Annotated in this window: 22 protein-coding genes; 14 read left to right on the forward strand and 8 right to left on the reverse strand. The window is 73.2% G+C overall.

Going from position 1 to position 24,886, the window contains the following annotated elements:
• Position 1: 1 nt before the first annotated feature.
• Both cobN and OG927_RS16985 read left to right on the forward strand, forming a co-directional pair.
• Positions 2–3,604, forward strand: a complete 3,603-nt coding sequence (cobN, locus tag OG927_RS16980; protein ID WP_330320394.1) for a cobaltochelatase subunit CobN — start codon at positions 2–4, stop codon at positions 3,602–3,604.
• Between the two features lie 77 nt (positions 3,605–3,681).
• The gene (locus OG927_RS16985) at positions 3,682–4,437 is read left to right on the forward strand and encodes an IclR family transcriptional regulator (RefSeq protein WP_056793054.1); all 756 of its coding nucleotides are present in this window, start codon (positions 3,682–3,684) and stop codon (positions 4,435–4,437) included.
• Positions 4,438–4,485: 48 nt separating this feature from the next.
• Here the strand turns inward: OG927_RS16985 and OG927_RS16990 are convergent, their stop codons facing one another.
• Positions 4,486–5,505: an LLM class flavin-dependent oxidoreductase gene (locus OG927_RS16990; protein WP_124281765.1), complete on the reverse strand. Its 1,020-nt coding sequence runs from the start codon at positions 5,503–5,505 to the stop codon at positions 4,486–4,488.
• 200 nt (positions 5,506–5,705) lie between these two features.
• Positions 5,706–6,725: an aldo/keto reductase gene (locus OG927_RS16995; protein WP_330320395.1), complete on the reverse strand. Its 1,020-nt coding sequence runs from the start codon at positions 6,723–6,725 to the stop codon at positions 5,706–5,708.
• 155 nt (positions 6,726–6,880) lie between these two features.
• On the opposite strand from OG927_RS16995, the gene OG927_RS17000 reads away from it, so the two are divergent.
• Positions 6,881–7,471: a TetR/AcrR family transcriptional regulator gene (locus OG927_RS17000; protein WP_056793051.1), complete on the forward strand. Its 591-nt coding sequence runs from the start codon at positions 6,881–6,883 to the stop codon at positions 7,469–7,471.
• Between the two features lie 328 nt (positions 7,472–7,799).
• On the opposite strand, the gene OG927_RS17005 is transcribed toward OG927_RS17000, so the two are convergent.
• Together OG927_RS17005 and OG927_RS17010 are read right to left on the reverse strand one after the other, a co-directional pair.
• The gene (locus OG927_RS17005; protein WP_319101246.1) at positions 7,800–8,174 is read right to left on the reverse strand and encodes a hypothetical protein; all 375 of its coding nucleotides are present in this window, start codon (positions 8,172–8,174) and stop codon (positions 7,800–7,802) included.
• 35 nt (positions 8,175–8,209) lie between these two features.
• Positions 8,210–8,365 carry a hypothetical protein gene (locus OG927_RS17010; protein ID WP_164494165.1) on the reverse strand — a complete coding sequence of 52 codons (156 nt, stop codon included), beginning with the start codon at positions 8,363–8,365 and terminating at the stop codon, positions 8,210–8,212.
• Positions 8,366–8,810: 445 nt separating this feature from the next.
• On the opposite strand from OG927_RS17010, the gene OG927_RS17015 reads away from it, so the two are divergent.
• The 4 genes from OG927_RS17015 to OG927_RS17030 all read left to right on the forward strand — a co-directional run bounded on the left by OG927_RS17015 (position 8,811) and on the right by OG927_RS17030 (position 15,449).
• Entirely contained in the window at positions 8,811–9,986 is a 1,176-nt protein-coding gene (locus tag OG927_RS17015; RefSeq protein WP_319101248.1) for a macro domain-containing protein, read from the forward strand.
• Positions 9,973–10,602: a hypothetical protein gene (locus tag OG927_RS17020; RefSeq protein WP_319101250.1), complete on the forward strand. Its 630-nt coding sequence runs from the start codon at positions 9,973–9,975 to the stop codon at positions 10,600–10,602. Before OG927_RS17015 ends, OG927_RS17020 begins: the two co-directional genes overlap by 14 nt.
• 156 nt (positions 10,603–10,758) lie before the next feature.
• On the forward strand, positions 10,759–11,412 hold the full coding sequence (locus OG927_RS17025; RefSeq protein WP_124281761.1) for an RES family NAD+ phosphorylase: 654 nt from the start codon (positions 10,759–10,761) through the stop codon (positions 11,410–11,412).
• Positions 11,409–15,449, forward strand: a complete 4,041-nt coding sequence (locus OG927_RS17030; protein WP_319101251.1) for a CHAT domain-containing protein — start codon at positions 11,409–11,411, stop codon at positions 15,447–15,449. Before OG927_RS17025 ends, OG927_RS17030 begins: the two co-directional genes overlap by 4 nt.
• A 21-nt stretch (positions 15,450–15,470) precedes the next feature.
• Here OG927_RS17030 and OG927_RS17035 read toward each other — a convergent pair whose 3' ends face one another.
• The gene (locus OG927_RS17035; protein ID WP_319101253.1) at positions 15,471–17,477 is read right to left on the reverse strand and encodes a caspase family protein; all 2,007 of its coding nucleotides are present in this window, start codon (positions 17,475–17,477) and stop codon (positions 15,471–15,473) included.
• 206 nt (positions 17,478–17,683) lie between these two features.
• Between OG927_RS17035 and OG927_RS17040 the strand changes: the two genes are divergently transcribed.
• The 7 genes from OG927_RS17040 to OG927_RS17070 all read left to right on the forward strand — a co-directional run bounded on the left by OG927_RS17040 (position 17,684) and on the right by OG927_RS17070 (position 22,864).
• Positions 17,684–18,151 carry a hypothetical protein gene (locus OG927_RS17040; RefSeq protein ID WP_124281758.1) on the forward strand — a complete coding sequence of 156 codons (468 nt, stop codon included), beginning with the start codon at positions 17,684–17,686 and terminating at the stop codon, positions 18,149–18,151.
• A 122-nt stretch (positions 18,152–18,273) separates the two neighbouring features.
• The gene (locus tag OG927_RS17045) at positions 18,274–18,651 is read left to right on the forward strand and encodes a hypothetical protein (protein ID WP_330320396.1); all 378 of its coding nucleotides are present in this window, start codon (positions 18,274–18,276) and stop codon (positions 18,649–18,651) included.
• Between the two features lie 18 nt (positions 18,652–18,669).
• On the forward strand, positions 18,670–20,052 hold the full coding sequence (locus tag OG927_RS17050; protein WP_330320397.1) for a hypothetical protein: 1,383 nt from the start codon (positions 18,670–18,672) through the stop codon (positions 20,050–20,052).
• Positions 20,049–20,426: a hypothetical protein gene (locus tag OG927_RS17055; RefSeq protein ID WP_209470109.1), complete on the forward strand. Its 378-nt coding sequence runs from the start codon at positions 20,049–20,051 to the stop codon at positions 20,424–20,426. The genes OG927_RS17050 and OG927_RS17055 overlap by 4 nt, the downstream gene beginning before the upstream one ends.
• The gene (locus tag OG927_RS17060; RefSeq protein ID WP_056793041.1) at positions 20,423–20,989 is read left to right on the forward strand and encodes a hypothetical protein; all 567 of its coding nucleotides are present in this window, start codon (positions 20,423–20,425) and stop codon (positions 20,987–20,989) included. The genes OG927_RS17055 and OG927_RS17060 overlap by 4 nt, the downstream gene beginning before the upstream one ends.
• Before the next feature lie 56 nt (positions 20,990–21,045).
• Positions 21,046–22,608 (forward strand): AAA family ATPase, encoded by a 1,563-nt coding sequence (locus OG927_RS17065; protein WP_330320398.1) that lies wholly within the window; start codon positions 21,046–21,048, stop codon positions 22,606–22,608.
• A 118-nt stretch (positions 22,609–22,726) separates the two neighbouring features.
• Entirely contained in the window at positions 22,727–22,864 is a 138-nt protein-coding gene (locus OG927_RS17070; RefSeq protein WP_157862984.1) for a hypothetical protein, read from the forward strand.
• 112 nt (positions 22,865–22,976) lie between these two features.
• Here OG927_RS17070 and OG927_RS17075 read toward each other — a convergent pair whose 3' ends face one another.
• The 3 genes from OG927_RS17075 to OG927_RS17085 form a co-directional block, all read right to left on the reverse strand.
• Entirely contained in the window at positions 22,977–23,753 is a 777-nt protein-coding gene (locus OG927_RS17075; RefSeq protein ID WP_124281754.1) for an SDR family NAD(P)-dependent oxidoreductase, read from the reverse strand.
• 350 nt (positions 23,754–24,103) lie between these two features.
• Complete coding sequence (locus OG927_RS17080; RefSeq protein WP_056793038.1) at positions 24,104–24,526, reverse strand: PIN domain nuclease; 423 nt, start codon at positions 24,524–24,526, stop codon at positions 24,104–24,106.
• Entirely contained in the window at positions 24,523–24,738 is a 216-nt protein-coding gene (locus OG927_RS17085; RefSeq protein ID WP_209470107.1) for a type II toxin-antitoxin system VapB family antitoxin, read from the reverse strand. Before OG927_RS17085 ends, OG927_RS17080 begins: the two co-directional genes overlap by 4 nt.
• Positions 24,739–24,886: the final 148 nt, after the last annotated feature.

Genomic DNA, 24,886 nt, shown 5'->3' on the forward strand with positions numbered 1-24,886 from the left:
CATGATCCTGCTCCTGTCGACGTCCGACACCGACCTGCTGAGCGCCCGTGCCTCCGGTGGACCTGTCGGCTTCCGGTACGCCAACCCGTCCCGGCTCCCGCTCCAGGACCTTCCCGCGCTGCTGGACGGCACCGACCTCGTCGTCGTACGTCTCCTCGGCGGCGTACGCGCCTGGCAGGACGGGCTCGACCAGGTGCTGGCGACCGGCCGCCCCGTCGTCGTGCTGACCGGTGAACAGGCCCCGGACGCCCAGCTGATGGCCGCGTCCACCGTCCCGATCGGCATCGCCGCCGAGGCGCACGCCTACCTCGCGCACGGCGGCCCGGCCAACCTGGAACAGCTCGCCCGGTTCCTCTCCGACACGGTGCTGCTCACCGGCCACGGCTTCGAGCCGCCCGCCCCGGCCCCCGCGTGGGGCCCGCTGGAGCGGAAGACCCGTGAGGGCGTCACCGGGCCCACCATCGCGGTGCTCTACTACCGCGCCCACCACATGAGCGGGAACACCGACTTCGTGGAAGCGCTCTGCGCCGCCGTGGAGGACGCCGGGGCCCGCCCCCTCCCGCTGTACGTCGCCTCGCTCCGCACCCCCGAGCCCGAGCTCATCGACGAACTCCGGGCCGCCGACGCCATCGTGACCACCGTCCTCGCCGCCGGCGGCACCAAGCCCGCCACCGCCTCCGCGGGGGGCGACGACGAGTCCTGGGACGCCGGCGCCCTCACCGGCCTCGACGTGCCCGTCCTCCAGGCGCTCTGCCTCACCAGCCCCCGCGCCGCCTGGGAGGAGAACGACGAGGGCGTCTCCCCGCTGGACGCCGCCACCCAGATCGCGGTGCCGGAGTTCGACGGCCGCCTGATCACGGTGCCGTTCTCCTTCAAGGAGATCGACGAGGACGGCCTGCCCGCCTACGTCGCCGACACCGAGCGCGCGGCCCGGGTCGCCGGAATCGCCGTACGGCACGCCCGGCTCCGCCACATCCCGGCCGCCGAGAAGCGGATCGCGCTCGTCCTGTCCGCCTACCCGACGAAGCACTCCCGCATCGGCAACGCGGTCGGTCTCGACACCCCCGCCAGCGCCGTCGCCCTGCTGCGCAGGCTCCGGGCCGAGGGTTACGACTTCGGGCCCGAGGAGGAGATCCCCGGGCTGGTCTCCGGCGACGGCGACGAGCTGATCTACGCACTGATCGAGGCCGGCGGCCACGACCAGGAGTGGCTCACCGAGGAGCAGCTGGCCCGCAACCCGGTCCGCATCCCCGCCGCCGACTACCGCCGCTGGTTCGCCACACTGCCCGCCGAGCTCCGCGAGGCCGTCGAGCACCACTGGGGCCCGGCCCCCGGCGAGATGTTCCTCGACCGGTCCCGCAACCCCGAGGGCGACATCGTGCTCGCCGCCCTGCGCCGCGGCAATCTCCTGATCCTCATCCAGCCGCCGCGCGGTTTCGGTGAGAACCCGATCGCGATCTACCACGACCCGGACCTGCCGCCCTCGCACCACTACCTGGCCGCGTACCGCTGGATCGCCGCGTCCGCCGACGACAACGGCTTCGGCGCCGACGCGATGATCCACCTCGGCAAGCACGGCAACCTGGAGTGGCTGCCCGGCAAGAACGCCGGCCTGTCCGCCGCCTGCGGCCCCGACGCGGCGCTCGGCGACCTCCCCCTCGTCTACCCGTTCCTGGTGAACGACCCGGGAGAGGGCACCCAGGCCAAGCGCCGGGTGCACGCCACCCTGGTCGACCACCTCGTGCCGCCGATGGCCCGCGCCGACAGCTACGGCGACATCGCCCGACTGGAACAACTCCTGGACGAGCACGCCCAGATCGCCGCGATGGACCCGGCCAAGCTCCCGGCGGTCCGCGCCCAGATCTGGACGCTCATCCAGGCCGCCAAGCTCGACCACGACCTGGGTCTCGAAGGCCGGCCGGAGGACGAGGGCTTCGACGAGTTCATCATGCATCTCGACGGCTGGCTCTGTGAGATCAAGGACGTCCAGATCCGCGACGGCCTGCACGTCCTGGGCAGCGCCCCGGCCGGCAAGGACCGGGTCAACCTGGTCCTGGCCGTCCTGCGCGCCCGCCAGATCTGGGGCGGCACGGCCTCGCTGCCCGGACTGCGCGAGGCGCTCGGCCTCGACGAGTCCGCCGCGACCCGCACCGCTGCCGACGAGACCGAGGAGAAGGCCCGCGCACTCGTCCAGGCGATGGACGACGCGGACTGGGACCCGGCCGCCGTCGCCGGTGTGGCCGCCGGACACCCGCAGGCCGTCGCCGACATCCTCGACTTCGCCGCCCGCGAGGTCGTGCCCCGCCTCGCCGCGACCACGGACGAGCTGGACCACGCCGTCCACGCGCTGAACGGCGGATTCGTCCCCGCAGGACCGTCCGGCTCGCCGCTCCGCGGTCTGGTGAACGTCCTGCCGACCGGACGGAACTTCTACTCCGTCGATCCGAAGGCCGTCCCGTCCCGACTCGCCTGGGAGACCGGCCAGGCCCTCGCGGACTCGCTCCTGGAGCGCTACCGCGCCGACAACGGCGACTGGCCCACCTCGGTCGGCCTGTCCCTGTGGGGCACGAGCGCCATGCGCACCGCCGGCGACGACATCGCCGAGGCCTTCGCCCTGCTCGGCGTCCGCCCCGTCTGGGACGACGCCTCGCGCCGGGTCACGGGCCTGGAGGCGATCCCGTACGAGGAGCTGGGACGCCCCCGCATCGACGTCACGCTGCGCATCTCCGGGTTCTTCCGGGACGCCTTCCCGCACACGATCGGCCTCCTCGACGACGCCGTACGCCTGGCCGCCTCGCTCGACGAGCCCGCCGAGCGGAACTTCGTCCGGGCGCACACCCAGGCCGACCTGGCCGAACACGGCGACGAGCGGCGTGCCACCACCCGCATCTTCGGCTCCCGCCCGGGGACGTACGGTGCCGGGCTGCTCCAGCTCATCGACTCCCGCGACTGGCGCACCGACGCCGACCTCGCCGAGGTCTACACGGTGTGGGGCGGCTACGCCTACGGCCGTGAGCTGGACGGACGCCCGGCCCGGGACGAGATGGAGACCGCGTACAAGCGCATCGCGGTCGCCGCGAAGAACACCGACACCCGTGAGCACGACATCGCGGACTCGGACGACTACTTCCAGTACCACGGAGGCATGGTCGCGACCGTGCGCGCGCTGAAGGGCACCGCTCCCGAGGCGTACATCGGCGACTCGACCCGCCCCGAGACGGTCCGCACCCGCACGCTGGTCGAGGAGACGTCCCGGGTCTTCCGTGCCCGGGTGGTCAACCCGAAGTGGATCGAGGCGATGCGTCGCCACGGCTACAAGGGCGCCTTCGAGCTCGCCGCCACGGTCGACTACCTGTTCGGGTACGACGCGACGACCGGCGTGGTCGCGGACTGGATGTACGACAAGCTCACCGAGACGTACGTCCTCGACCCGACGAACCGCGCGTTCCTCCAGCAGGCCAACCCCTGGGCGCTGCACGGCATCGCGGAACGCCTCCTGGAGGCCGAGTCCCGCGGCATGTGGGCCGAGCCCGACCCGGCCGTGCTGGAGGCGCTGCGCAAGGTCTTCCTGGAGACGGAAGGCGATCTGGAGGGCGAGGACTGACCGGTCGCCCGGCCCTCCGGTAAGGGGTGGAACCGGGAGGTATTGCCGCCGCGACGTCCTGGGTCCAAGCTGGTGGAATGGGTGATCGGACCGGCCCCACGCTGTCGTCCGTCCAGCAGGCCCTTCGCCTGATGGAGGCCGCGGGGGCGCACGAGGACGGTGCTCCCGCGCCGCAGCTGGCGCGGGAGGCGGGCCTGCCGCGGGACTCCGCCCTCCACCTGCTGCGCGTGCTCACGCAGGACGGTTACCTGCGGGAGCTCGACGACGGAGTGTTCGTACTGGGTGACAAGCTGTACTCCTCGCACCAGGACGTCGACGGGCACGGGCTGCTCGACCGGGTGCGACCGGTCCTGGCCTCGCTGCGGGACGAGGTGGCGTCCGCCGCCTACCTGACGTTCTACGAGGAGGGCGAGATCCGCATCGCGGAGATCGTCGACAGTCCGAAGGCGCCGCGGGTCGACCTCTGGGTGGGATTCAAGGACGCCGGGCACGCCACGGCGCTGGGCAAGTGCGTCCTGCGGGAGCTGGACCGCGAGGCCCGCGCCGAGTACTTCTCCCGGCACACGCTCGCCGATCTGACTCCGCGCACCATCACCCACCGCGAGGAGCTGGTCCGGCAGCTCGACTCGGCCCCGCCCGCCCCGGTCGTCATGGACCGGGAGGAGTACGCCCTGGGCACCGTCTGTGTGGCGGTGCCCGTGTACGGCGGCTCGCAGATGGGGTCGCTCGGCGTCTCCTTCCGGTCGGACCGGATGTACCGGACCGGCGACCTCCACCGGCGGGTGCTGGCCGCGGCCGACCGTGTGACCAGGGGACTCTGGCTCGCCGACTGAGAGCGGGCCGGACGTACGGAGTCCGGCCCCGCCCGTCCCGCGGCCGGGTCAGGCGGCCGAGGGCCGGCCGAGGGCCGGGCCCAGCAGGGTGGCGATGTCGGTGAGGATCTGCACGTAGTCCTCGTGGTCGAAGCTGAACGGCAGCGCGAACGCGACCTCGTCCACCTCCCGGAACGCCACGTGGGCGGCGAGCCGTTCGGCGATCTCGGCGGAGCTCCCGACCAGGTCGGGCGCGAACATCATGCGGGCGGGACCCTGCGGAGAGGCGGTGCGCGGCATCCGCGTCCGGGCGTACTCCTCGTACTTGGCGCGCTGTCCGGGCGTCGCGGAGTCGGTCGGGATGACGACCAGCCCGTGTGAGACGCGGGCCCGCTCCCCGTCCGGATGACGCTCGCGGAAGGCCCGGATGTGCGACAGCTGGATCTCGGCGAAGTCCTCGGACTCCTCGGCCTTCACCACACTGGAGGTCAGGAGGTTCATGCCCTGCTCGCCCGCCCAGCGCGCCGACCGCAGGCTCGCACCGCCGTACCACATGCGGTCCGCCAGACCGGCGGCGTGCGGCTGGACCCGGTCGGAGAAGGCCTCGAAGCCCTCCGTGCCGCTGAAGTCCGTGGCCCGCTCGCCGCGCACGAACCCCATGAGCCGCCGTACCCGCTCGTAGCTGAAGTCCTCGGCGTCGGCAGTGCCGGGGTAGAGCGCCTCCCTGACCCGGTCGTAGTGCATCGGCGGACCGACGCTGACCCCCGGGTTGAGCCGCCCCCCGGACAGGAGGTCGAGGGTCGCCAGGTCCTCGGCCAGCCGGAGCGGATTCTCCCAGCCCAGCGGGATCACCGCGGTACCCAGCTGGATGCGGCTGGTGCGCTGGGACGCCGCCGCCAGGAGGACGAGGGGCGAGGAGATTCCGTACTGCAGATGACGGTGCCGCACCCACGCGCTGTCGAAGCCCAGTCGCTCGCCCAGCTCGATGATCGAGAGCGTCGACTCGTGTCCTCGGCGCGGATCGGCCTCGTCGAACAGTCCGATGGTCAGGAAGCCCAGCTTCCGCAACGGCCTCGAAGTCGGTGGCACGGGGCTCCTCCATCGTCCGTGGCATGCCCTCCCGCACGCCTGGTCCGATTCTCGCAGGCGTCGACTGCTGCGGTCCCGGCCGGATACGTGCCGACCGGGCACGGTCGATGCGGGGCCGGTGCGGGGAGCCGCCCCACCGGCCGGGGGCCCTTGCCGAGGTCTCCGGTGGGAGCGGCGCCGGCCGCCCGTCCCTCCGGCGGTCAGCGGCGGCGCAGTGCCGGGTCGAGCAGAGACGGCGGGGTGTCGTGCTTCTCGTCCGCCGCGAGATCGACACCGGGAGCCACGATCGCGTCGATCGCGTCGAGTACGTCGGCGGAGAGCACGGTGTCGGCGGCGGCGAGCTGCGAGTCCAGGTGGGCCGGCGTACGAGGGCCGATGATCGCGCTGGTCACGGCGGGATGCGCGGTCACGAAGCCGAGCGCGAGCTGGATCATGGTCAGCCCGGCCCGGTCGGCGACGTCCGCCAGCTGCTCGACGGCGTCGAGCCTGGCCCGGTTGGCGGGCACGGACATGTCGAAGCGCTGCGGCATGAACGCCGAGCGGTTCGTGGCGACCTCCTGCCCCCTGCGGATCGCACCCGACAGCCAGCCCGAGGCCAACGGGCTCCACGCCAGCACACCGAGCCCGTACTCCTCGGTCACGGGCAGTACATGGGTCTCGACCCCGCGCTGCAGGATCGAGTAGCCGGGCTGCTCGGTGACGTAGCGGCCCAGGTGGTGCTCACGGGCGGCCCACTGCGCCTGGACGAGGCGGTACGCGGGGAAGGTCGACGAGCCGAAGTAGCGGATCTTCCCGGCGCGTTGCAGGTCCGTCAGCGCGGACAGCGTCTCCTCGTCGCTGGTGCGCGGGTCCCAGCGGTGGATCTGGTAGAGATCGACGTGATCGACACCGAGACGGCGCAGGCTGTTGTCCAGCTCGGTGACCAGCCAACGCCGGGAACTGCCCCGGTGGTTGCGCTCGTCACCCATGGGCATGGTCGCCTTCGTGGCCAGCACGAGGTCGTCGCGGCGGCCCGCGACGGCTTTGCCGACCATCTCCTCGGACTGGCCGGCGCTGTACATGTCGGCGGTGTCGATGAGGTTGATGCCGCCCTCCAGAGCGGCGTCGACGAGGGCGGTGGCCTCCTGCTGGGTGGTGCGCCCGATGGCGCCGAAGTTCATCGCGCCGAGCGCGAGGGAGCTGACCTGTACACCGGTGCGGCCCAGAGTGCGGTACTGCATGACCGTGTTCCTCCGTTGCGGGTGTGGCGTGGTAGCAATGCGTGGACTGGTCGCGGGTCCCCCGCTCCGGCATGATGAGTAAACGGAACGCCGCTCCGCAACGATACGGAGCGCTGTTCCGGTTTGGCAAGCCCGTTAGTGGAGGAAGTGGCGCGGTGAACGGCAGCGACGAGGGTGCGGGGCGTGAGCCCCGTGCCAAGCGGGCGGACGCCCGGCGCAACAAGGAGACCCTGCTCGACGCGGCCGCCGCGGTGTTCGTCGCCTCGGGCGTGGAGGCGCCGGTGCGCGACATCGCGGCGCAGGCCGGCGTCGGGATGGGCACGATCTACCGCCACTTCCCGACGCGGGCGGACCTCATCATCGCCGTCTACCGGCACCAGATCGAAGCCTGTGCCGAGGCGGGGCCGGCGCTGCTGGCGGCCGGAGTCACCCCTCATGCCGCGCTGGGGCGGTGGATCGACCTCTTCGTCGACTTCCTGGTCACCAAGCACGGTCTCGCAGCCGTCCTGCAGTCCGACGACGCCGGCTTCGACGCTCTGCACGCCCACTTCCTCGACCGCCTCGTGCCCGTGTGCACCCGACTGCTCGACGCCGCGGCCGAGGCCGGCGAGATCCGGTCGGACCTGAAGGCCTACGAGCTCATGCGCGGCGTCGGGAATCTCTGCATCGGCGACGACCGCGACCCCCACTACGACGCGCGTCGGCTGGTCGGCGTCCTGATCGCGGGACTGTACGAGGCGCGCTGAGGCGCGGCGCGGCTGGCCGCCGGGTACCGGGTGTCAGGGGCGCGACGGTCCGGCCGCCGCCGCCGCTGCCGGCCGAGGGTGCGGCGGTAGGCGCGGCCCTCCAGGCGACCGCCGGTGGGCGCGGTGGCCGGGGGCTCACCCCGGAGCGGATCGTGCCGGTCGTTCCGGGGCGCGTGCCCCGGCCCCCAGGACTCTCCCGCGGCCCTGGGAACCGAGGCCCTCGCGGCGGAGGGCGTCCGGACGGAATGACGCGGCCACAGCCCGCTGTCGACCGCTCGTACGGATCCGCCCGGTGCCGGCCCGTGACGCCGGTGCCGGCCCGTGACGCTCAGACGGTTCTCAGCCCGGGGTCGACGACGCGCAGCTGTTCCACCACGGCCGATGCCTTCTCCCTGCTGTCGCTCCGGGAGTAGGCGTTCCTGAGGCCGTGCAGCGCACGGCCCAGCGCGGAGGACCCCAGCGCGACCAGCTGGACCTCGCGGACATCCCCCCGCTCCGTGATGTAGATCTGGACTATCCAGCCCCCGAACAGGGTCTTGAGCGAGGCGTAGGCCTGGAAATCGGCATTCTCGTCGAACGGGTTGTCGTTGCCCTGGACGGTGCCGAATTCGACCTTCCGCGAGTACTGGAGCGTCGAGCTGAAGATCTTTTTGATCTGCTCGACGCCGAGGGAGGTGTGGAGGTGAAGAACATCTGCGGCCATGTGCCGTCCCCTTACTGAAATGCCGTTCCGGTCTGCTATTTGCCGTCGACCACGCGGCGGGCGCGGTTTCCGAGGGAGCTGCTTTCCCTGTAGAGGACCATGAGGAGTTTCAGGTCCTGTTCCTTGAGTGAGCCGAGGCCCAGTTTCTCGGCCTTGACGAGTGCTGCCTCGTACTGCTGCTTGGTCGCCATTTCTCTCCTGGTGTCCGAAGGCGGCGGAGCGGTCCGGTGGATGGGCGCACACGGGGGCGTACGCGTGGTGCACGTGTGGGGGACCGGACGGAGCCGGGACTGCATGCAGCGTGGCACGCGGTCGGCCGATCGAGTGCGGATGGACGGAAAGCGACCGGCCGACGGACGGAAGTTACCCGGCTCATGCCCTCATTCGACCGTTCGTTGACCATATGAGGTTCATTTGTGGGCTCTCTTCTTCCAAAGCTTGGAAGGAAACGTGCACGGCCCCGCTCGGTGATCGGCGGGCCGGCCACTTCGGACCCGGTGGGAGAGGTTCCCGAAAAGGCGTTGCGGGGAGCCGGACACCGCCCGCGTTCCCACCGGAAAGCCCCCTGGCACACGCTTTGCCGCCGTCCTCGCGGAATCGGTTGTGGGCTTTCCCGGACGGTGCCATCCTTCCGTCATGTCCGAAAGCGCACTGCCGGATCACGCTGCGATCCTGCGAGAGTTACGACTGATCCGGCGGGTCGGTGTCATGCGGCTGCGAGGGCTGCACCTGCCCGCTCTCGAACGCGCCGCTTCCGCGCCCGAGCCCTCCGGCCCCGGAACGAAGGTCGAAGCCGTGGAGCGACTGCTGCGGCTCGCGGTGGAGGCGATGGACGGCGGCAGCCTCCGGGAAGCGGCCGAGTACACGCTCGGGCTGGCCCGGGGCACCCGTGACCTGCCCTCGGCCGACCGGCGCCGCAAGGCGGCGGCCCTGTACGACATCACCGTCGACCACTTCCGCAAGCACCAGGAGTTCGCCGTGCTCGGCGAGGTCGCCGAACAGGTGATCAGGCTCTGCGGCGCACCCGCACCCGCACCCGCCGGGGTCGTCGGCTCCGCTCCCGTCCCTGCCCGCTTCGGCGCCCTGCCCCGCCAACGGCCGTTGTCCTCCGGCCACCGGAGCCTGCCGGTGTCGGTCCTCGGGCACCCTTCGACGATCACCCTGCACGTGCACCCGGTCGATCTGCTGCGGGACGTGGACGTGGTGGTCTCGCCGACCAACACCTATCTGTCCCTGCCCGAGGCCTACAAGTCCTCCGTCTCCGCCTCGCTGCGCCGCGAGGGCGCGATACGCGACAACGCCGGCGGCCTGGTCGAGGACCGGGTGCACGACGAGGTGCGGGAGTGGGTCCACCTGCACGCGGCACCCGGCCGCTCCGTCCTGCCGGGCACCGTGGTGCCCACGAGTGCCGGTGCGCTGACCGCTCAGGGGGTACGGCGCATCTACCACGCCGCGATCGCGGTGCCGCGGCCCGGGACCAACGACTACGACGTCCAGCCCGACGACGTCACCCGGGGCGCCGCGCGGGCGCTGGCCCTCCTCGCCGCGGAGCGCGAGGCGTTCGATCCGCCGCTGCGGTCCATCTGTTTCGCCCTGCTGGGGTCGGGGAGGGGCGGACTGAGCCACGAGGCGAGCCTGCGCGCGGTGTGGGCGGCGATCGAGGCCGAGCTGGCCCGGGGTGCCCGGGACGCGGTCCATCTGGTGGTGCGCCACCCGGCCCGCGCCGACCTCATCGAGCGGATGCTGGCCCCGTACGAGGACCGGAGCACCGACCGTACCGGCCGGACGGAGCCGTGCCGTGGCGGCCGCTGACGGCGGGGCGCCGCTGGACGCCCTGGCCCGCGCGGCGGCGGACTGGGACCGGCTGGAAGGCCGCCTGACCCCGGACGGCCGGGACCGCCTCGCCGCGTGTCTGACGGAGTTCCGTGCTGCCGGACCCGGTACCGCACGACGGACCGCCGCGGCCGCGTCGGCTCTGCGGCTGCTCGGCGGGGAGGCCGGGCCCGAGGGCTCCCGGCTGGCGGGGGCGCCGCCCGCGCCGCCCGGTTTCACCGCGGAGGACCTGGCCGTCCTGGTGCTCGACGGCCACCGCATGGTCGGGCCCGTACTCGGTGCCGTACGTGACCGTCTGCTCGCCGCGCCCGCGGTCCCCGCCACCGGTCCCGCGGACCCGTACGACGCCCGGCTCATCCGGCTGCGGGGCGCGGGCGGCCTGGTCACACTGCCCGCGTTCCAGTTCCGCCGCCCGCCGGACGCGTGGCCCAGTGTCCTGACCGTGAACGAGGTACTGGACGCGGCGCGCGACCCCTGGGGCGCCGCCGACTGGTGGCTCTCGCCCAACGCCTGGCTCGGGACCGCTCCGGCGTCCCTGCTCGGCGGTGACCGGGACGGCGAACTCCCGGCTGCGGCAGGCCATGTGCTGGCCTGACGGCCCGTCAGTGCGGCGCGGCCGAGCAGCCGATCCGGCCCGACTGCCCGGCATGAACCGCCGGCCGCTGAATCAGCCGAACCGTCCTGCAGAGCGACGTGACCGCTTCCGAACCGTCCCGCACCGGCCGTCGGTGCAGAGAGTGAGGTGGGACCCGTGGTGAACACCAGGCCGCCCACGGCCCTTCCGGGCACGCCCGGCACAGTGACCCTGGCTGCGGGCGTCGGCCTGTTCCGGCTGCACGCTGCCCATCGGCCCGCCGGTTCCTTCAACACGGTCCGCGCCCACCCCTTCTACGGCGGCGGGCGGTTCGACGGGACGGAGCACGACCCGTACGGGTACGTGTACGCCGGGCTGACCTCGGCATCGGCCGTCTGCGAGTCCCTGTTGCGCTCGGTGCCGTTCGACGGTGCCGCCACCGCACGGCTGGTACCGCGCAGCGCCGTGCGGGGCAGGCGGCTGTCGTTTCTGCGGCTGGCCACCGAGGTGACCCTTCTGCCGCTGCTGTCCGGACGGGACCTGGCCGCCGTCGCGCAGGACACCTGGCTCACCCAGGCCGAAGCGGCCCACTACCCGTTCACCCGGCACTGGGGGCACTGGATCCGTGAGAACACCGCCCCGTGGGCGCAGGGCTTCATATGGCCGTCCAAGCGCGAACCCGCCGATCACGTGGTGGTGCTGTTCTCGGACCGGTGTCCTGCCGGAGTGATCGAGGAGACCGGCCTGCCGCCCGTCGACTTCGAAGCACCCGAGGGCGAGGAGTGGCTCAACTCCGTGCTGGAGCCCTACCTGGCCCGGGTGGCGCCGTGACTGCCCCGGCGGGGGGCCGGCCCGGCGAGGGGGACGACGGAACGGGCGCCCCCGACGCGCTCTCCGACGACGGCACGGTCGACCCCGACGCGCTCTCCGACGACGAACTCGCTCTGGAACGCGACGAGCTGAGTGCCCTCACGATCGAGCTCGACGACGGCGACCTGTGGGAGGCGTGGGTGACCGTGGGCTGGTGGAGCTTCCTGCTCCACCGGCGCCGCGGACACGCCGAGGACCTGAGGCTTGCCGCCGACGCCCTCGACACCGCCTTCGCGCTGCCCGTTCCCGGCCCCCGGCCCGATGACGAGATGTACGTCTCGGCGCGCGAGCTGCGGGCCGATGTGGCCGTGCTCCGCAGCGACGCGGAGCCGGACGACCGGTATCTGCTCGAAGAGGCGGCGGCCCTCGTGCACGCGCTGCTGACCGGCCCCCGCCCCGCCGGCCGGACGGCCGCCGGCGACCAGGCCCTGCACGAGAACTTCGCCGACCTCTGCCTGCGCCGGTCCTACCTCCCGGACGACTGGTCCGAGGCGCCCTCGGCCGGGCTCGCGGCCCGGCACTACGCGCACGCACTGGCCGCCGCGGAGGAGGGCGGCGCCGACATCGCGTACCTCAGGGAGCGCCGTGCCACCGCCCTGCTGCGTTTCGGCCGGGGCACCGGTGACCGGGTGGTCCTCGGCACGGCACTGGAGGAGTTCGCACGGGCCGTCACCGCTGCCGGGCCGGCCGCCGGGGGGCAGCCGTCCTGGCTCTGGGAGACCGGCGTGGAGATGGTCTTCGGCCGGTGCCTGCTGTGGTTCCGCTGGCAGGACGCCACGCAGCCGGCCGAGGCCGAGCGTGAGCTGGACGTGCTGCTCGGGGCGCCGGACGCGCTCGACGTCATCCCGCCGCACTATCTGGACGTCTTCGGCCGCATCCTCCACGAGAGGGCCGCGGAACGGGACGACGGCCCGGCGCGGGACCGGGCCATCGGCCTGCTGCACCGTGCCGTCCAGGACTGGCGGCCGGACGAGGACGGTGACGTGGAGGCGGCGGCCGGGGCACTGATGCTGTTCCAGACCGCCCGCTACGTGGCCGACGCCGACCCGGACCGGCTGCGGGGAGTCGTCCTGGGCGCGCAGGTCCTGATCGACGGCGCGGCGAGCGACGAGGACACCCTGCGGCAGGCGCGTACGGCGCTCGGCATGGCGCGCGCCGAACTGGCCCGACTGGGTCTCGGCCCGGCGGACCCGCAGGCGGTGGAGGAGGCCGCACGCGCGGCCCATGAGCTGTCCGGCTCGACGACCGACGGGCGGTACCCCGGATTCGACGAGGCGTCACTGAGCGCCTCCGTGCGGGACGTGACCGGATCACAGCGCGTCGGCCAGGCCTTCGACCGGGTCTACGCCCAGTGGCTGGCGATCGAGGACGGAGAGCAGGCCGGTCTGGTCGCCGGGCAGCTCCTCCTCGACCTGCCGAAGTGGGACCCGCACGGAACCCGTGTGACCGGGGAGCAGATCGACCGGCTCTTCGGGGCCGCGATCACGGCCAGGTCCGACGCCGGCTGGCAGGTGGGTATGCACGGCATGCTCGCCGTCGTGCGGAGCAGCCGTGCCGCGGCGTCCGGGGGCCTCGGTGTGCACGAGGCCGTGGGATTCGCCGACCGGGCCGCCGAGCTGGCCGAGGAGAGCCGGCAGCGTGACGCCGCGGACTTCATGCGTGCCTTCGCGATGATGCTGCGCGGCCTGCTGTTCGGCGGCACGGACGACGTGGACGCGACCGTGGCGATCTGGCGGCGTGTCCGGGACAGCGACCTCTTCACGCCGTACCGGCGGAGCCTGTTCGACGGGCAGTTCGCCGGGCTGGAGGCGGTGCGCGCGGTGGCGCGCGGCGACCTGCCGGCCGCCGACCGGAGCATCGCCCGGATGGCCGAGGCCCATCGGTCGATGCGCGACGAGGACATCTCCCGCATCGAGATCTGGACCTTGCTCGAGCAGGCCCGTCAGTTCCGGAACGGTCTCGCCGAGACCCTCGGGGCCCCGGTGCTCGCGACTGTCGGGGGGCGGCCGGACGCTGCCGCGCTGCGTGCCGCCGCCGCACAGCTGCCGCGCGACCACCGCGCCCACGTCCTCGGTGACAACGGGATCGCCCGGGCCGCGGACGCGACCGCGGCCCGGGACCGGTACGCGCTGGCGGAGGCCACGGAGCTGCTCCGCGAGGCGGTGGAGCTGTGCGACGAGGGCGGTGACGCCTGGCTCCGTTACAGCTACGCGGTCGGCCAGACCGACTGCGTACGCGCCTTGATGGAGCAGAGCCGCGGCCCGCTCGACCGGGGCATCGCCGTGCTGGAGCGGACCCGCACGTTCCTGCCCGGACCCGAACACCGGCTCTGGGCCACCACGGGGCTCTCCCTGGGCACGGCCCATCGTCAGCGCGCCTCCCTGCGCGGTGCCACCGCCGCCGAGGACCGCCGCGCAGCGCGCCGGACCGGACTGGACGCACTGCGCGGCCACACCTGGGCGGCCCTCCTGCAGTCCGGCACGGACCACGCGGCCGAGGCGGCGTCCAGGGCGGTCGAAACCGCTCTGGACGTGGCCGGCTGGTGCCTGGAGGACGGCGCGCTCCAGGACGCGGTCCGGGCGGTCGACTCCTGCCGCGCCCTGCTGCTGCACGCGTCCGTCACCTCCCGGTCGGTCGCCGACCGGCTGGTGACGGCGGGCCGCGCGGACCTCGCCGAGCTGTGGCGGACGGCGAGCGAGCAGTCGTCCGGCACACCCGGCGGACCGGACGGACCCGACGGGGTCCCCAGCGACCTGCGCCGCCGGGTGCTGGAGGTGCTCACCGGTGCGGGCGTCGCCGGGAGGTCCGGGGCCGGCCGCCCCGGACTGCTCGACCCCCCGGAGACCGGGGAGATCGCCGCAGCGCTCAGGGCGACCGGGTCGGACGCGCTGGCCTATCTGCTGCCCGCCCGCGAGGACCGGCAGGGCTGCGCCCTGCTCGTCACCGCCGACGGCCGCACCCACCTGCTGCCGTTGCCGCTGCTGCGGGCGGACGCGGGCCCGGTCCGTGACTACCGGCCGGGGGGCGGCGGCCGGGACATGGGCCCCGTCTCCCCAGGAGGCCCCGCGGAGGCCGCGGCACCCCTGCGCAAGCAGCTCGACCGGCTGTGCGCCTGGGCCTGGTACGCGGCGACCCAGCCCCTGCTGGCAGCGCTGGGCGCCCCGGGCCGGCAGCCCGCGGTCGTCCTCGCGCCACTGGGCGTGCTCGGGGTGGTGCCCTGGCACGCCGCGTGGGAGCCCGGCCGCTCGGGTGCCCGCCGGTACGCGGTGGAGGCGGGCTCCTTCTCGTACACGGCCTCCGCGCGGATGCTCTGTGACGTGGCGTCGCGTCCGGCCGTGCCGCACACGGGCGCCGCCCTGGTCGTCGGGAATCCCACGGGCGACCTGCGCGCCGCGGGCGACGAGGCGCTCGCGGTGCACGAGGCGTTCTACCCGCAGGGCGCGTTCCGGTCCGCGGACGCCACACCGGCGGCGGTGCTCGACTGGCTGCGGCAGCCCGAGCACGCGGGCGGGGTCCTGCATCTCGCCTGCCACGGCTCGGTGGCCGAGCACCACCGGCTCAGCGCCCGCCTGTCACTCGCCGGGGGGCACCTCGCCGCGGAGAACCTGACGGAGGTGGGGGCCGGGGCGCGCGGGGCCGAGGACGGCGCCCTGGAACTGGTGGTGCTCGCCGCGTGCCGCAGCCAGGTGTCCGGCCGCGGTCCCGACGAGTCGTACAGCCTGTCCACGGCCTTCCTGGTGGCCGGGGCCAACTCGGTGGTCGGCTCCCTGTGGCCCGTCCCCGACGACGCCACGTCGGTGCTGATGTTCATGACGCACCACTTCCTGCGGCGGGCCGGCCAGTCCCCGGGAGGCGCCCTGCGCCGGGCCCAGCTGTGGATGCTGGACCCGGCGAGGGCGGTGCCGGAGGGGATGCCGAGGGTGCTCCGGCGCCGGGCGCGCGACACGGACCCCGACGACCTGTCGGCCTGGGCCGGTTTCACCCACCTCGGCCGGTGACCGGGGCCCCCGCCCCGCGGTTCAGTCCTCCGGACCGGGCACGACCGTGCGCAGCGCCAGGGTGTGGGTGGCCCACTGCCCGGTCTGCCGACGGGCAGGCCCGGCGTCGCGGTGACCAGAGGCGGGGGCGGTGAGCCGCAGCATGCCGTCGGCGGCCGTCGGCTCGAGCCGGGCTCGTCCGGCATCGGGCACCAGACGGCCCAGCTGGAAGGGCACCGTGTTGAACTCGTGCTCGGCGGCGATGAGTTTGAGCCAGTCCCGTACGTACGCACCCGGCCTGACCGGGCGGTCCGGCGGCAGACCGAGCCGTACGGGCTCGCCGTTCAGCGCGTATCCCGTACAGCCCGGTCCGATGAAGTCCGGCCGGTAGAGCCCCGGGTCCGAGGCGTAGCTGTCGGTGAGGTCGAGCAGGAGGAACCACAGCGGCACGTTCGAGTCATTGCGGATGCGGACGGTGACCCAGGGTTCGCGGAGGCGCCCCGGGCCGCCTCCGTACCGGAAGACGCGCTCCCCGTACGGCGCGTCCCCGTCGGCCGAAGGCATGCCGTGGACGTCGGACACCTCGATGCGTACCCGGCCGTCCAGCGGTGAGGACATGTGGTGCAGGTCGCGCAGCTGGTACCAGCGGGTCAGGTGGATCAGGCAGTCGACGACGTCCGACGCGTCACTCCTGTCCGACAGGGGCATGCCGGGGACCGCGACGGTCCCGTCCCGGTGGACCACGTCCGCGCGGCCGTCCCGGACCACGACGCGGAACCGGATCAGCGGTTCCGGCTCCCGGGGGTGCGCGGCCTGACCTGCCCGCAGCAGCGGAGTGGGGCCGCCGCCGGGCCCCGCGGTGGCGAGGGCGGCGCACAGCCACCCCTCCGCCCGGGGTTCGTGCGGTGCGTCGACCAGGACCCGGGCGGGCGGCAGCGCGAGGGCGGACAGCGCCACGGGATAGACCCGAGCCGTGTCCGGCGTCCAGTCGGCGGGTGTCACGAGCACCCGGTCGGGCCGTACCTCCCGGACGTGCACCAGCCCGGTGCCGGAGCCGCCCGAGGTCACGATGAAGGCGGCGGCGTCGTCCCCGGCCGGGGACGACGCCGCCCAGGCGCTCAGGCCATGGAGGCTGCCGTGGTCGACCTCCCAGCCCTCCCGGCCGTGGCGCAGGAGCTGTGGACTGGGCGCGCGGGCCGCGCCGCCGAGGAACGGCCGGTCGGCGAGCCCGCCCGCGTCGTGCGGGCTGAGCATCGGGTGCTGCAAGGAGGTCAGGAGCTGCACCCGGCAGTGCGCGGCCGCGAGGATCTCCCGCGAGGTGGCGGTGGGACCCGCCGTGGCGAGCGCTTCGAGCAGCGAGTAGCTGAACATGCCGTGCGGGCGTCCGCCGAGCTCGTCCTCCCACGCCACCTGCCCGACGGTGCTCGCGGCCAGCGTCACGTGCCCGGCGCCGTACGGCCCCGAGCCGGCCGCCTCCCTGGTGCCCGCCCCGGCGACCGGGGCGGGCGGCCGCCAGCGGGGGTCCCACTCCACGAAGCGGGCGGTGGGCCCGTTCACGTCGTCACGGGTCGACCCGCCCGAGTAGCAGCAGTCCATGACGGCGGTGGTGTGTGCGCCACGGGCGGCGACGGCCTCCAGCAGGGGCCCGAGTTCGACGTCGGCCAGCGGGCCGTCCGCGCAGACGATGGCCTGGCAGTCGCCCGTCCCCTCCTTCATCAGCTCCTCGGGGCTGCGGGCGGCGAACCTGCTCCCGTGGCCCGAGAACCAGAACAGCGCGGTGTCGCCGGGGCCGGCCTGCCCGAGATGACCGGTTATCGCGTCCCTGACCGCGGCGGTGGTGGCTTGCCCGTCAAGCAACTCGTGCAGCGAGAGGGGTGCGTCGACCCGGTTCTCCAGCCACGTGCGGGCGGCGGCGACGTCGTGCAGGCAGCCCTTCAGCGGCTGTGAGGCGACCGACGGGTGGTAGGCGTTGATGCCCACGAGGAGTACGTGGACGGTCCCCGCCGCGGGGGGCTGCGTCCTCTTGCGGTTCCGGCCTTCGGCTTCCATGGCCGGATTCTGACAGCGGGGCCCGGTGAGTCGTGGGCTCTTCTCCGGTGGTGTCCGGGGTGCGGTCCGGGGGAGAACCGGGCATTGGAGAACTTCCGCTTCCAATCCGTAGATCTGCCCACATGATTGGCATCCCATCACTACTCTCACCTTGTCTGTGACATGCGCCACAGCATGTCGTGTTCATGCATGCGGGGGGACCACCCATGGGACACATCGAGCGACCACGCCGTGCGGTACGGCCCGACACGGCCACCGGTGCCGCCCCGGCCCTGGGCGGCGGCACGCGCCGTGGCTCCGCGCCCGTAACCGCCGGAGCGCCGCTGGGCATCCGGCCCCCGCCCCTGCTGCACGCGGTGCGGCGGCTGGACGCGGGGCTCGCGGACGAGGCCCTGCGCGAGACGGCCGCATGGCTGCGTGAGCACTACACCAACGCGTACGGCACCGCACCGCTCGGCTATGTCGCCCCGTGCTTCCTGGGGCCCCCGTACGCCGACCACCTGCTCGGTCTCGACGGCTGCATTCTGGAGCACTACGCCCCGGCCGACCCGATGCCGGCTCCCTTCCCGGCCGCCCGGATGCTCGCCCGCTCCGGTGCGTACGCCTATGTCGAGGTGTACGAGGGCGGGCTCGTCCTGCCGGTCCTCGCCGACGGCACCGTCGTCCGCCCCTGACCGTCGCCGCACCCGCCGGCCGGCCCGCTCCGGAGTGTCCACCGCTCCGCCCGGTCCGGCGTCCGCGGCACACCCACCACCCCTCGGGCGCGCCTCGCGCCAGAACCTGAACGGAGGCAGGCATGACGGAGGTCGACCGCCAACTGCACAACAAAGTGGACCAGGTCGGCAACCGGGTGCTCAGACTCACCGAGAACCTGATTGCCGTATCCGACCAGGTGTCCGCCGTGGACACCGCCCAGAAGCAGACGCAGGACAGTCTGCTGGCCCTCGTCACGGAGTTCAGGAGCTTCGTCCGCTCCGCCGCACTGACCGCCAACCTGCACAGTGCCGAGACCCAGATCCTCTCGGTGGAGGAACGTCTGGAGCGGGAGTACGGCCATCTCAAGCGGGTCCGCCGTACCGCCGTCGGCATCCTCCAGGCCTTCGACGTCGGCCTCGCCACGCAGGACACCGTCCAGCAGATCAGCGAAGAGCTGATGATCGAGAGCCCCCGCTAATGGCTCGCACCCGCCCTGGTGGCGCTCGCCGCCTGGCCCCGGGACGACCGGGCACTCTGCGACAAGGCCGTGGAGGAGGCGTTCCGGCGCTCACCGGAACGCACGTCGCTGCTGTTCGCGCTGATCCTGCGCCGCCAGGGCCGCGCGGACGGCACCGTGCGCTGGCTGCGCCACTACCTGCGCGCCCAGAACCCGGACGCCCTCGGGCGCGAGTTCGCCGTCATCCTCGAATGCATCGCGCAGGGCGCCTTCGGGCCGGCCGGGCGCGACCTGATGAAGACGACGCTCGCCGGCTGGCGGGAGACCCTGATGACCGACGACGAGGCCAGGCAGGCACAGGTGCGCCGCTGGCGGGCGGAGATCGACGGTCTGCGGGGACCCGCGTCGGCGCAGTTCCCCCGGCTCTCCCGGTGCTCGCCCCAGTGGCCGGTACTGGACGAGGTGCTCCGCTGTGCGGGCGCCCACCAGGCGCTGCTGGACACCTACGCCGCGCTCCCGGAGCCGGACACACGTCTCTCCGACCGGCTGGAGGACACCGTCGACGACATCCTGGACCGGCTGGTCGGGGAGTACGACAGCGAGGAGTTGCCGTACCACCGTGAGCTGGCGCTGCACCGGGCCGTCGTCGCGGCGGGCGGGGACCGGGACGCGGCGCAGCGTGCGACGGAGGTCGGGGCGGCCTCGTACGAGGAGCGGTCGGACTACCTGAGCGTGCAGACCACGGCGGCCCTCGACCCGGCCGCCATCGGTGCGTCGGCGGCCACCCAGCGGCTGTCCGTGGCCGCCTGCGGACCATGGATCGCCGAGGCCCACGCCGGCTTCAGCCGCGACTACCGGGCCAAGGCCCCCAGCGAGGTCGAGCTGCACATCGGTGACCCGGCCGGAGTCGACGCCGGGGGCAGGAAGTGCCGGATACCGGTGTGGAAGGGCTCCTTCAACACCGAAGTCGACGCGATGGAGCGGTCCCTCGTCAGCCACTGGGAGCGGCGGATCGAACCCTTCGTGCAGACCCTGGCCTATCCGCTCCGCACCCCCCTGCTGCTGATGGCCGGTGTGGTGGTCGCGATCCTGCTGGTCCTCTCGGGCGCGAGCGTGGGCTTCGCCCTGCTCCTCGCCCTCTTCGTCGGTGGCGTGTGGGGCGTGGTGGTCTATCAGCGCTGGGACGCCGCCGACACCGCGCAGGACGACGCCCGCGAACTGCTGCACCGGCACAAGCGCGAAGCGGTGGACCAACTGCGCGGTTCTGCGGCGGAGCTGGCCGACTGGCAGCAGCGGTACCGGGCCGCCGACGCGGTGGAGGGCGCCGCCCGCACGTTCATCGCCTCACTGGCGACCACGACGCCGGCCGGCGCGCCCTTCGAAGGGCGCGTCGTGACCGGGAGCGAAGGAGGAACGGTATGAGCGACGAGCGACCCGGCGGCCGGCCACCCATGCCCGTAGGACCGCCGCCGCCCCGGGGGGCACCCGGCGCCGCCCCGTCCGGCTCGGCCCCGTCCGCCGCCCCTTCCGGTGCCGCGGCAGGATTCGGTGCCGCGGCCGTCCCGCCGGTACCGGCGGGCCTCCCCGCGGTGCCGGCGCCCTCCCCCCGGCGGGAGGCCACGCACCTCCGGCAGGGACTCCCCCCGGCCGCCGCGCCCTGGTCGGCCGGCCCGGGCACCGGACCCACCCCCGCACCCGCCACCGCCAGGATGCGCCGCATCGCCCAGGCCCTGCCCGACTGGGAGCCGCTTCCGCCGGGCGAGATCACCGTACGGCGCCCCGGAGCGGGCACATGAGCGGGCTGTGGGCGGGGGGCGGCAGCTACCAGGCGTGGGCGGACCACCTGGAGGACTGGGCCGACGGTGGTACCGCCGCCGTGCCCGATCCCCCCGCGCTCACTCAGGACGGGCTGCCCGCCGACGCCTGGCAGCGGCTCAACGTGCGGATCACCGAGGCGCTCGGCCGGCGGCTGCAGAGCTGGGCCGACGCCCTGGTCGCCGCGCTGGCGGCGGCCCCCGACGAGTTCTCCGCCGGCCGGACCCTGGCCCAGTCGCGCGACGGGCTCCGGCAGGTCCGTGCGGCGGCGTCCCACCCGAGCCTGCCGGAGGACTTCCGGAACAGGTTGCTCGCATCGGTCGACGCGCAGATCCGGCGCCTCCAGGACGACATCGAGGCGCAGCTGGACGAAGTGGCGGGGGACGGCCCCGACCCCCGGTGGCGGGAGGCCCGCCGCCGCACCGTGCGGGACAACCGCCTGACCCAGGTGCTCGCCGAGGACCCGGCGGCGGCCGCCCGCGGTGCCGCCGCCACGTGGTCCTACGACCCGGCCGCTAACGGCCGCCGCGTCATCGGGGGCTGACGGGCCCGCCGGGCGACCGGATCCCGTACGACGACGAACGAGAGCGAAGGCCCCCCATGGCGAACTACGGCGAGAGCCGGCTGGACCTGGAGAGTTACCTCACCGCGCGCGTTCCGGTGATCGGCGTGCGCACCATCGAGCAACGGCGGGCGCTCCGCCTGGTGAAGGAGGTCGCCGAGCAGCCGAAGCGCGCGGCCCAGCCCTTCTGGATCTACACCCGGGCGACCGGTCTGCGTGACCTGCGTACCAACAGCACGGTGCTCGACGACCGTTCACTGACGGGCGCCATGGACTACATGGCGGCCCAGTTCGGCGCCAGGCAGCTGGCCACCGTCATCCTGGTCGACCCGGACGGGCTGGATTCCGACACCCCGTTCACCCGCCATGTCGCCGAGCTGGCCCGCCTCGCCGACACCAACGCCGGCAGCATCGTGCTCATCACCGACAACCCGATCTGGAGCGGCCTGCAGCGACTCGGTATGAGCCTCCAGCTCGACCTGCCCGACCAGGACGAGATGTACGCGATCATCAGTGACTTCCTCACCGACCACCGCGGTGTCGTCCCCATCGCGTGGACGCAGGACGACGCCCGGCGCGCCTCGGAGTTCCTCCAGGGGGTGACCGAGGGGGAGGCGGTCAACCTGATGGCGACGATCGTGGCCAAGGGATCGGTCGAACCGGACGACGTCCTGGTCCTGGCCCGTTCGAAGGACCGGATCTTCAGTGACCTCGCCGGCCTGGAGCGGCTCAGCCTCAAGGCGGCGGACTACTCGGTCGGCGGCCTGTCCAGCCTGCGCGACTGGCTGGCCCGCAAGCACCGCCTGATGCACGCGGACCTGCGGGCCACCGGGCTGCGACCGCCCCGCGGTGTGCTCCTGGTGGGTGTCCCCGGCTGCGGCAAGTCCCTCTCGGCCAAGGCCGTGGCCCAGCAGTGGCAACTCCCCCTCTACCGGCTCGACATGGCCAGCATCCACGGCAAGTACCTGGGGGAGTCGGAGAGCCGGATGCGGGAGGCGCTCGCCACCGCGGACCGGGTGGCGCCCTGCATCCTGTGGATCGACGAGATCGAGAAGGGCCTGGCCGGCGGAAACGACCAGTCCGGCGTTCCCCAGCGCGTACTCGGGCAGTTCCTCTTCTGGCTCCAGGAGTCGGAATCCAGGGCGTTCGTCGTCGCCACCGCCAACGACGTGCGCAGCCTGCCGCCCGAGCTGCTGCGCAAGGGCCGCTTCGACGAGCTGTTCTTCGTCGACCTGCCGGACGGCCAGGACCGCAAGGAGATCATCGAGATGTACTACAGGCGCTACGTGAAGGCGGAACCGGACCCGGACCAGGTGGAGCGGCTGGTGGACATCTCCGAGGGCTTCGCGGGGGCCGACATCGAGTCCGCACTGCACGACGTTGGCGCCGAGGTGCTGCTCAACGGCGGTGCGGAGGCGCTGCACCCGACGTTCGTCCTGCAGACCTTCGCCAACACGACTCCGCTCAGCCGCACCAACCCGGAGCAGGTCGACGACATCAGGACCTGGGGCCGCGAACGCGCCGTCCCGGCCGGCCGCCAGGCCACCACCTCGTACTCCGGCGGCGCACCGTCGCGCAGGGTCGTGTTCCTGGGCGACTGAAACCGGGGCCGGGCGGCCCGCGGGCGGTGGTGGGGGCCGCCCTCCCGGACGCCCGCCGCCGTCTCGTCCGTCCCGTGGAGCTGTCGTCCGGCCGGCCCCGATGGGCCACGCGGCCCCGGTGGCAGCCGCTCAGGCGCCGCGTGCCCGGGCGGACCAGGACGGTGCCTCCCTGAGCAACCTGGCCGGCTACGCGTTCCTCGGGGGCGTCTTCTTCCTCGTCTCGGCCCTCCGCCTGGGACGTGTCCGCAGGGCGTGACCCGGCGCGTCGACGGGCGGCCGCCGCCCACCGGGACCAGGGCTTGGGCCGCTGACGGCGAAGGCCCTTGCCGCCCGGCTGCCGGGAGGCGCAACGGCGTGCTCCGGTCAGGCTATTCGGGAAACGGTCCCCGGACCGAGACGCCGCCGTCCAGCACGATCTGCTGACCGGTGACGTACCGCGCCTCGTCGGAGGCCAGGTAGACGGCCGCAGCCGCCATCTCCTCCGACGTGCCGTAGCGGCCTGCCGGGATCTCAGGGACCCATGCGTCGGAGGAGCCGGTGTTGACGGCGGTGCTGATCGCCCCACCCGCGACGACGTTCATCCGGATCCCGTCGGCCGCGTACTCGGCCGCGACGGTCCGCGCCAGGCTGTACAGGCCGGCCTTGGCAGCGCCGTAACCGGCCTGCTTCGGCGCGGCCATGAATCCGGTGACCGAGCCGATACTGACGATGTTCCCGCCCGTGCCCTGTTCCAGGAACAGCCGCAGCACGTGCCGCACCGCTCGGGCCACGTAGCGCAGGTTCAGTTCGTAGACGGTGTCCCAGTCCTCGTCGGCCATCTCGTGCAGCTTGACCGCGGGCACGAACGCCACCTGCCCACCGACCACCGTGACCAGGATGTCCAGCCCGCCGAGCCGTTCGGCCGCGCCGGTGATCAGCGCCTCGAGCTGCTCGAGGGAGCGGACGTCACCGCTCAGCGCATGGGCGACGTGTCCGGCCGCCCGTAGTTCGTCCGTCGCCTCGGCTGCCCGTGCGGCATCCACGTCGACCACCACCACGGCCGCCCCGGCGGCCGCACAGGCACGGACGATGCTCCTGCCGATCCCCGCCCCACCACCACCGATCACCAGAACCCGCTTGCCGTCGAGCCTGCTCAACCCGGCCATGCGCCCTCCCCCTCATCCAGTTGCCCAAGGCTATCGACGCGACGGCCCGATGGGGAGGAGAAGCAAGACCACGTCGGCTTCACCCCGGGCTGCGAGGTCGAGCCACGCGATCATCTTCCGGCACCGCGCGCGGCCAGGGGCGGGGCTTCGCGGTCGAGCACGAAGGCGCGCAGCGGTCGCTACGGGATTCGAGCCCGTGAGGGGTTGCCCCCCACACGCTTTCCACATGGTGTCCGGGCATCCGGGGGCGGTCACGGGCGTGCCGACCTCTGACGGAGCCGGCGACTACAGGCGGGCTGAACTGTGCTGTGCGCCTGCGAACGAGACCAGAACCGAGCACGGGCACGCGTCTATTTGCCGGCCTCCGGGCCGTACCACTGCATGGCTTGGCCGGTGATGGCGGCGATGCAATCGAAGTCGTGGTCGCGGTGCAGGAGGGTCAGGCCCTGGAGTTCCGCGGCGGCGGCAACGACGAGGTCAACAGGTCCCGCACTACGGTGCTGGCCTCGCTGGGTCAGCAGCTCCTGAACCTGCCGGGTTCGGTCGTACGCGCGGTCATCGACAGGCACCCAGCCGAACAGCAGCCGCATGTCTTCGATGCCGCGCGCACGGTCTGCGGCGGAGCGGGCGCTGTAGAAGAACTCCAGCTCGGTGACAGGGCAGGTTGCGACGAGCCCTGCCGTGGCGGCTTGATCCCAGCCGTACTGTTCGGCGTCGGAGCGGAAGAACCGGGCGAGCGCGCTGGTGTCGATCAGGAACTGTGCCGCGCTCACCGCCGGTAGTCCCTCTTGTCCTCGAACACATCCAGATCGAAGCCACCCTCGCCCGCTGTGGCCCGCAGTCGAGTGAGAGCGAGTGCCCGTCGGCGGTTCTCGAGCACCTCGCGCAGAGCGGTGTTGACCGTCTCCTTCTTGGTGCCGGTCCCCAACGCCTGAGCAACGTCGGCCAGCAGTTCGTCGTCGAGGTCGATCACTGTGCGACTCATCGAGCACCTCCGGTGATATCAACTCGTACAGCACGTATATCTCGCTGGATGTCCAGATGCCTCGAGCGAGTATCTGGCGAACGCCGCAGCAGCCGTCTACGGAGCTGCGGCAAACCACTGCTCGCCGGACTCGGGGGCGCGCTCCCTC

This window comes from Streptomyces clavifer, from assembly GCF_036345975.1.
GTDB lineage: Bacteria > Actinomycetota > Actinomycetes > Streptomycetales > Streptomycetaceae > Streptomyces > Streptomyces clavifer.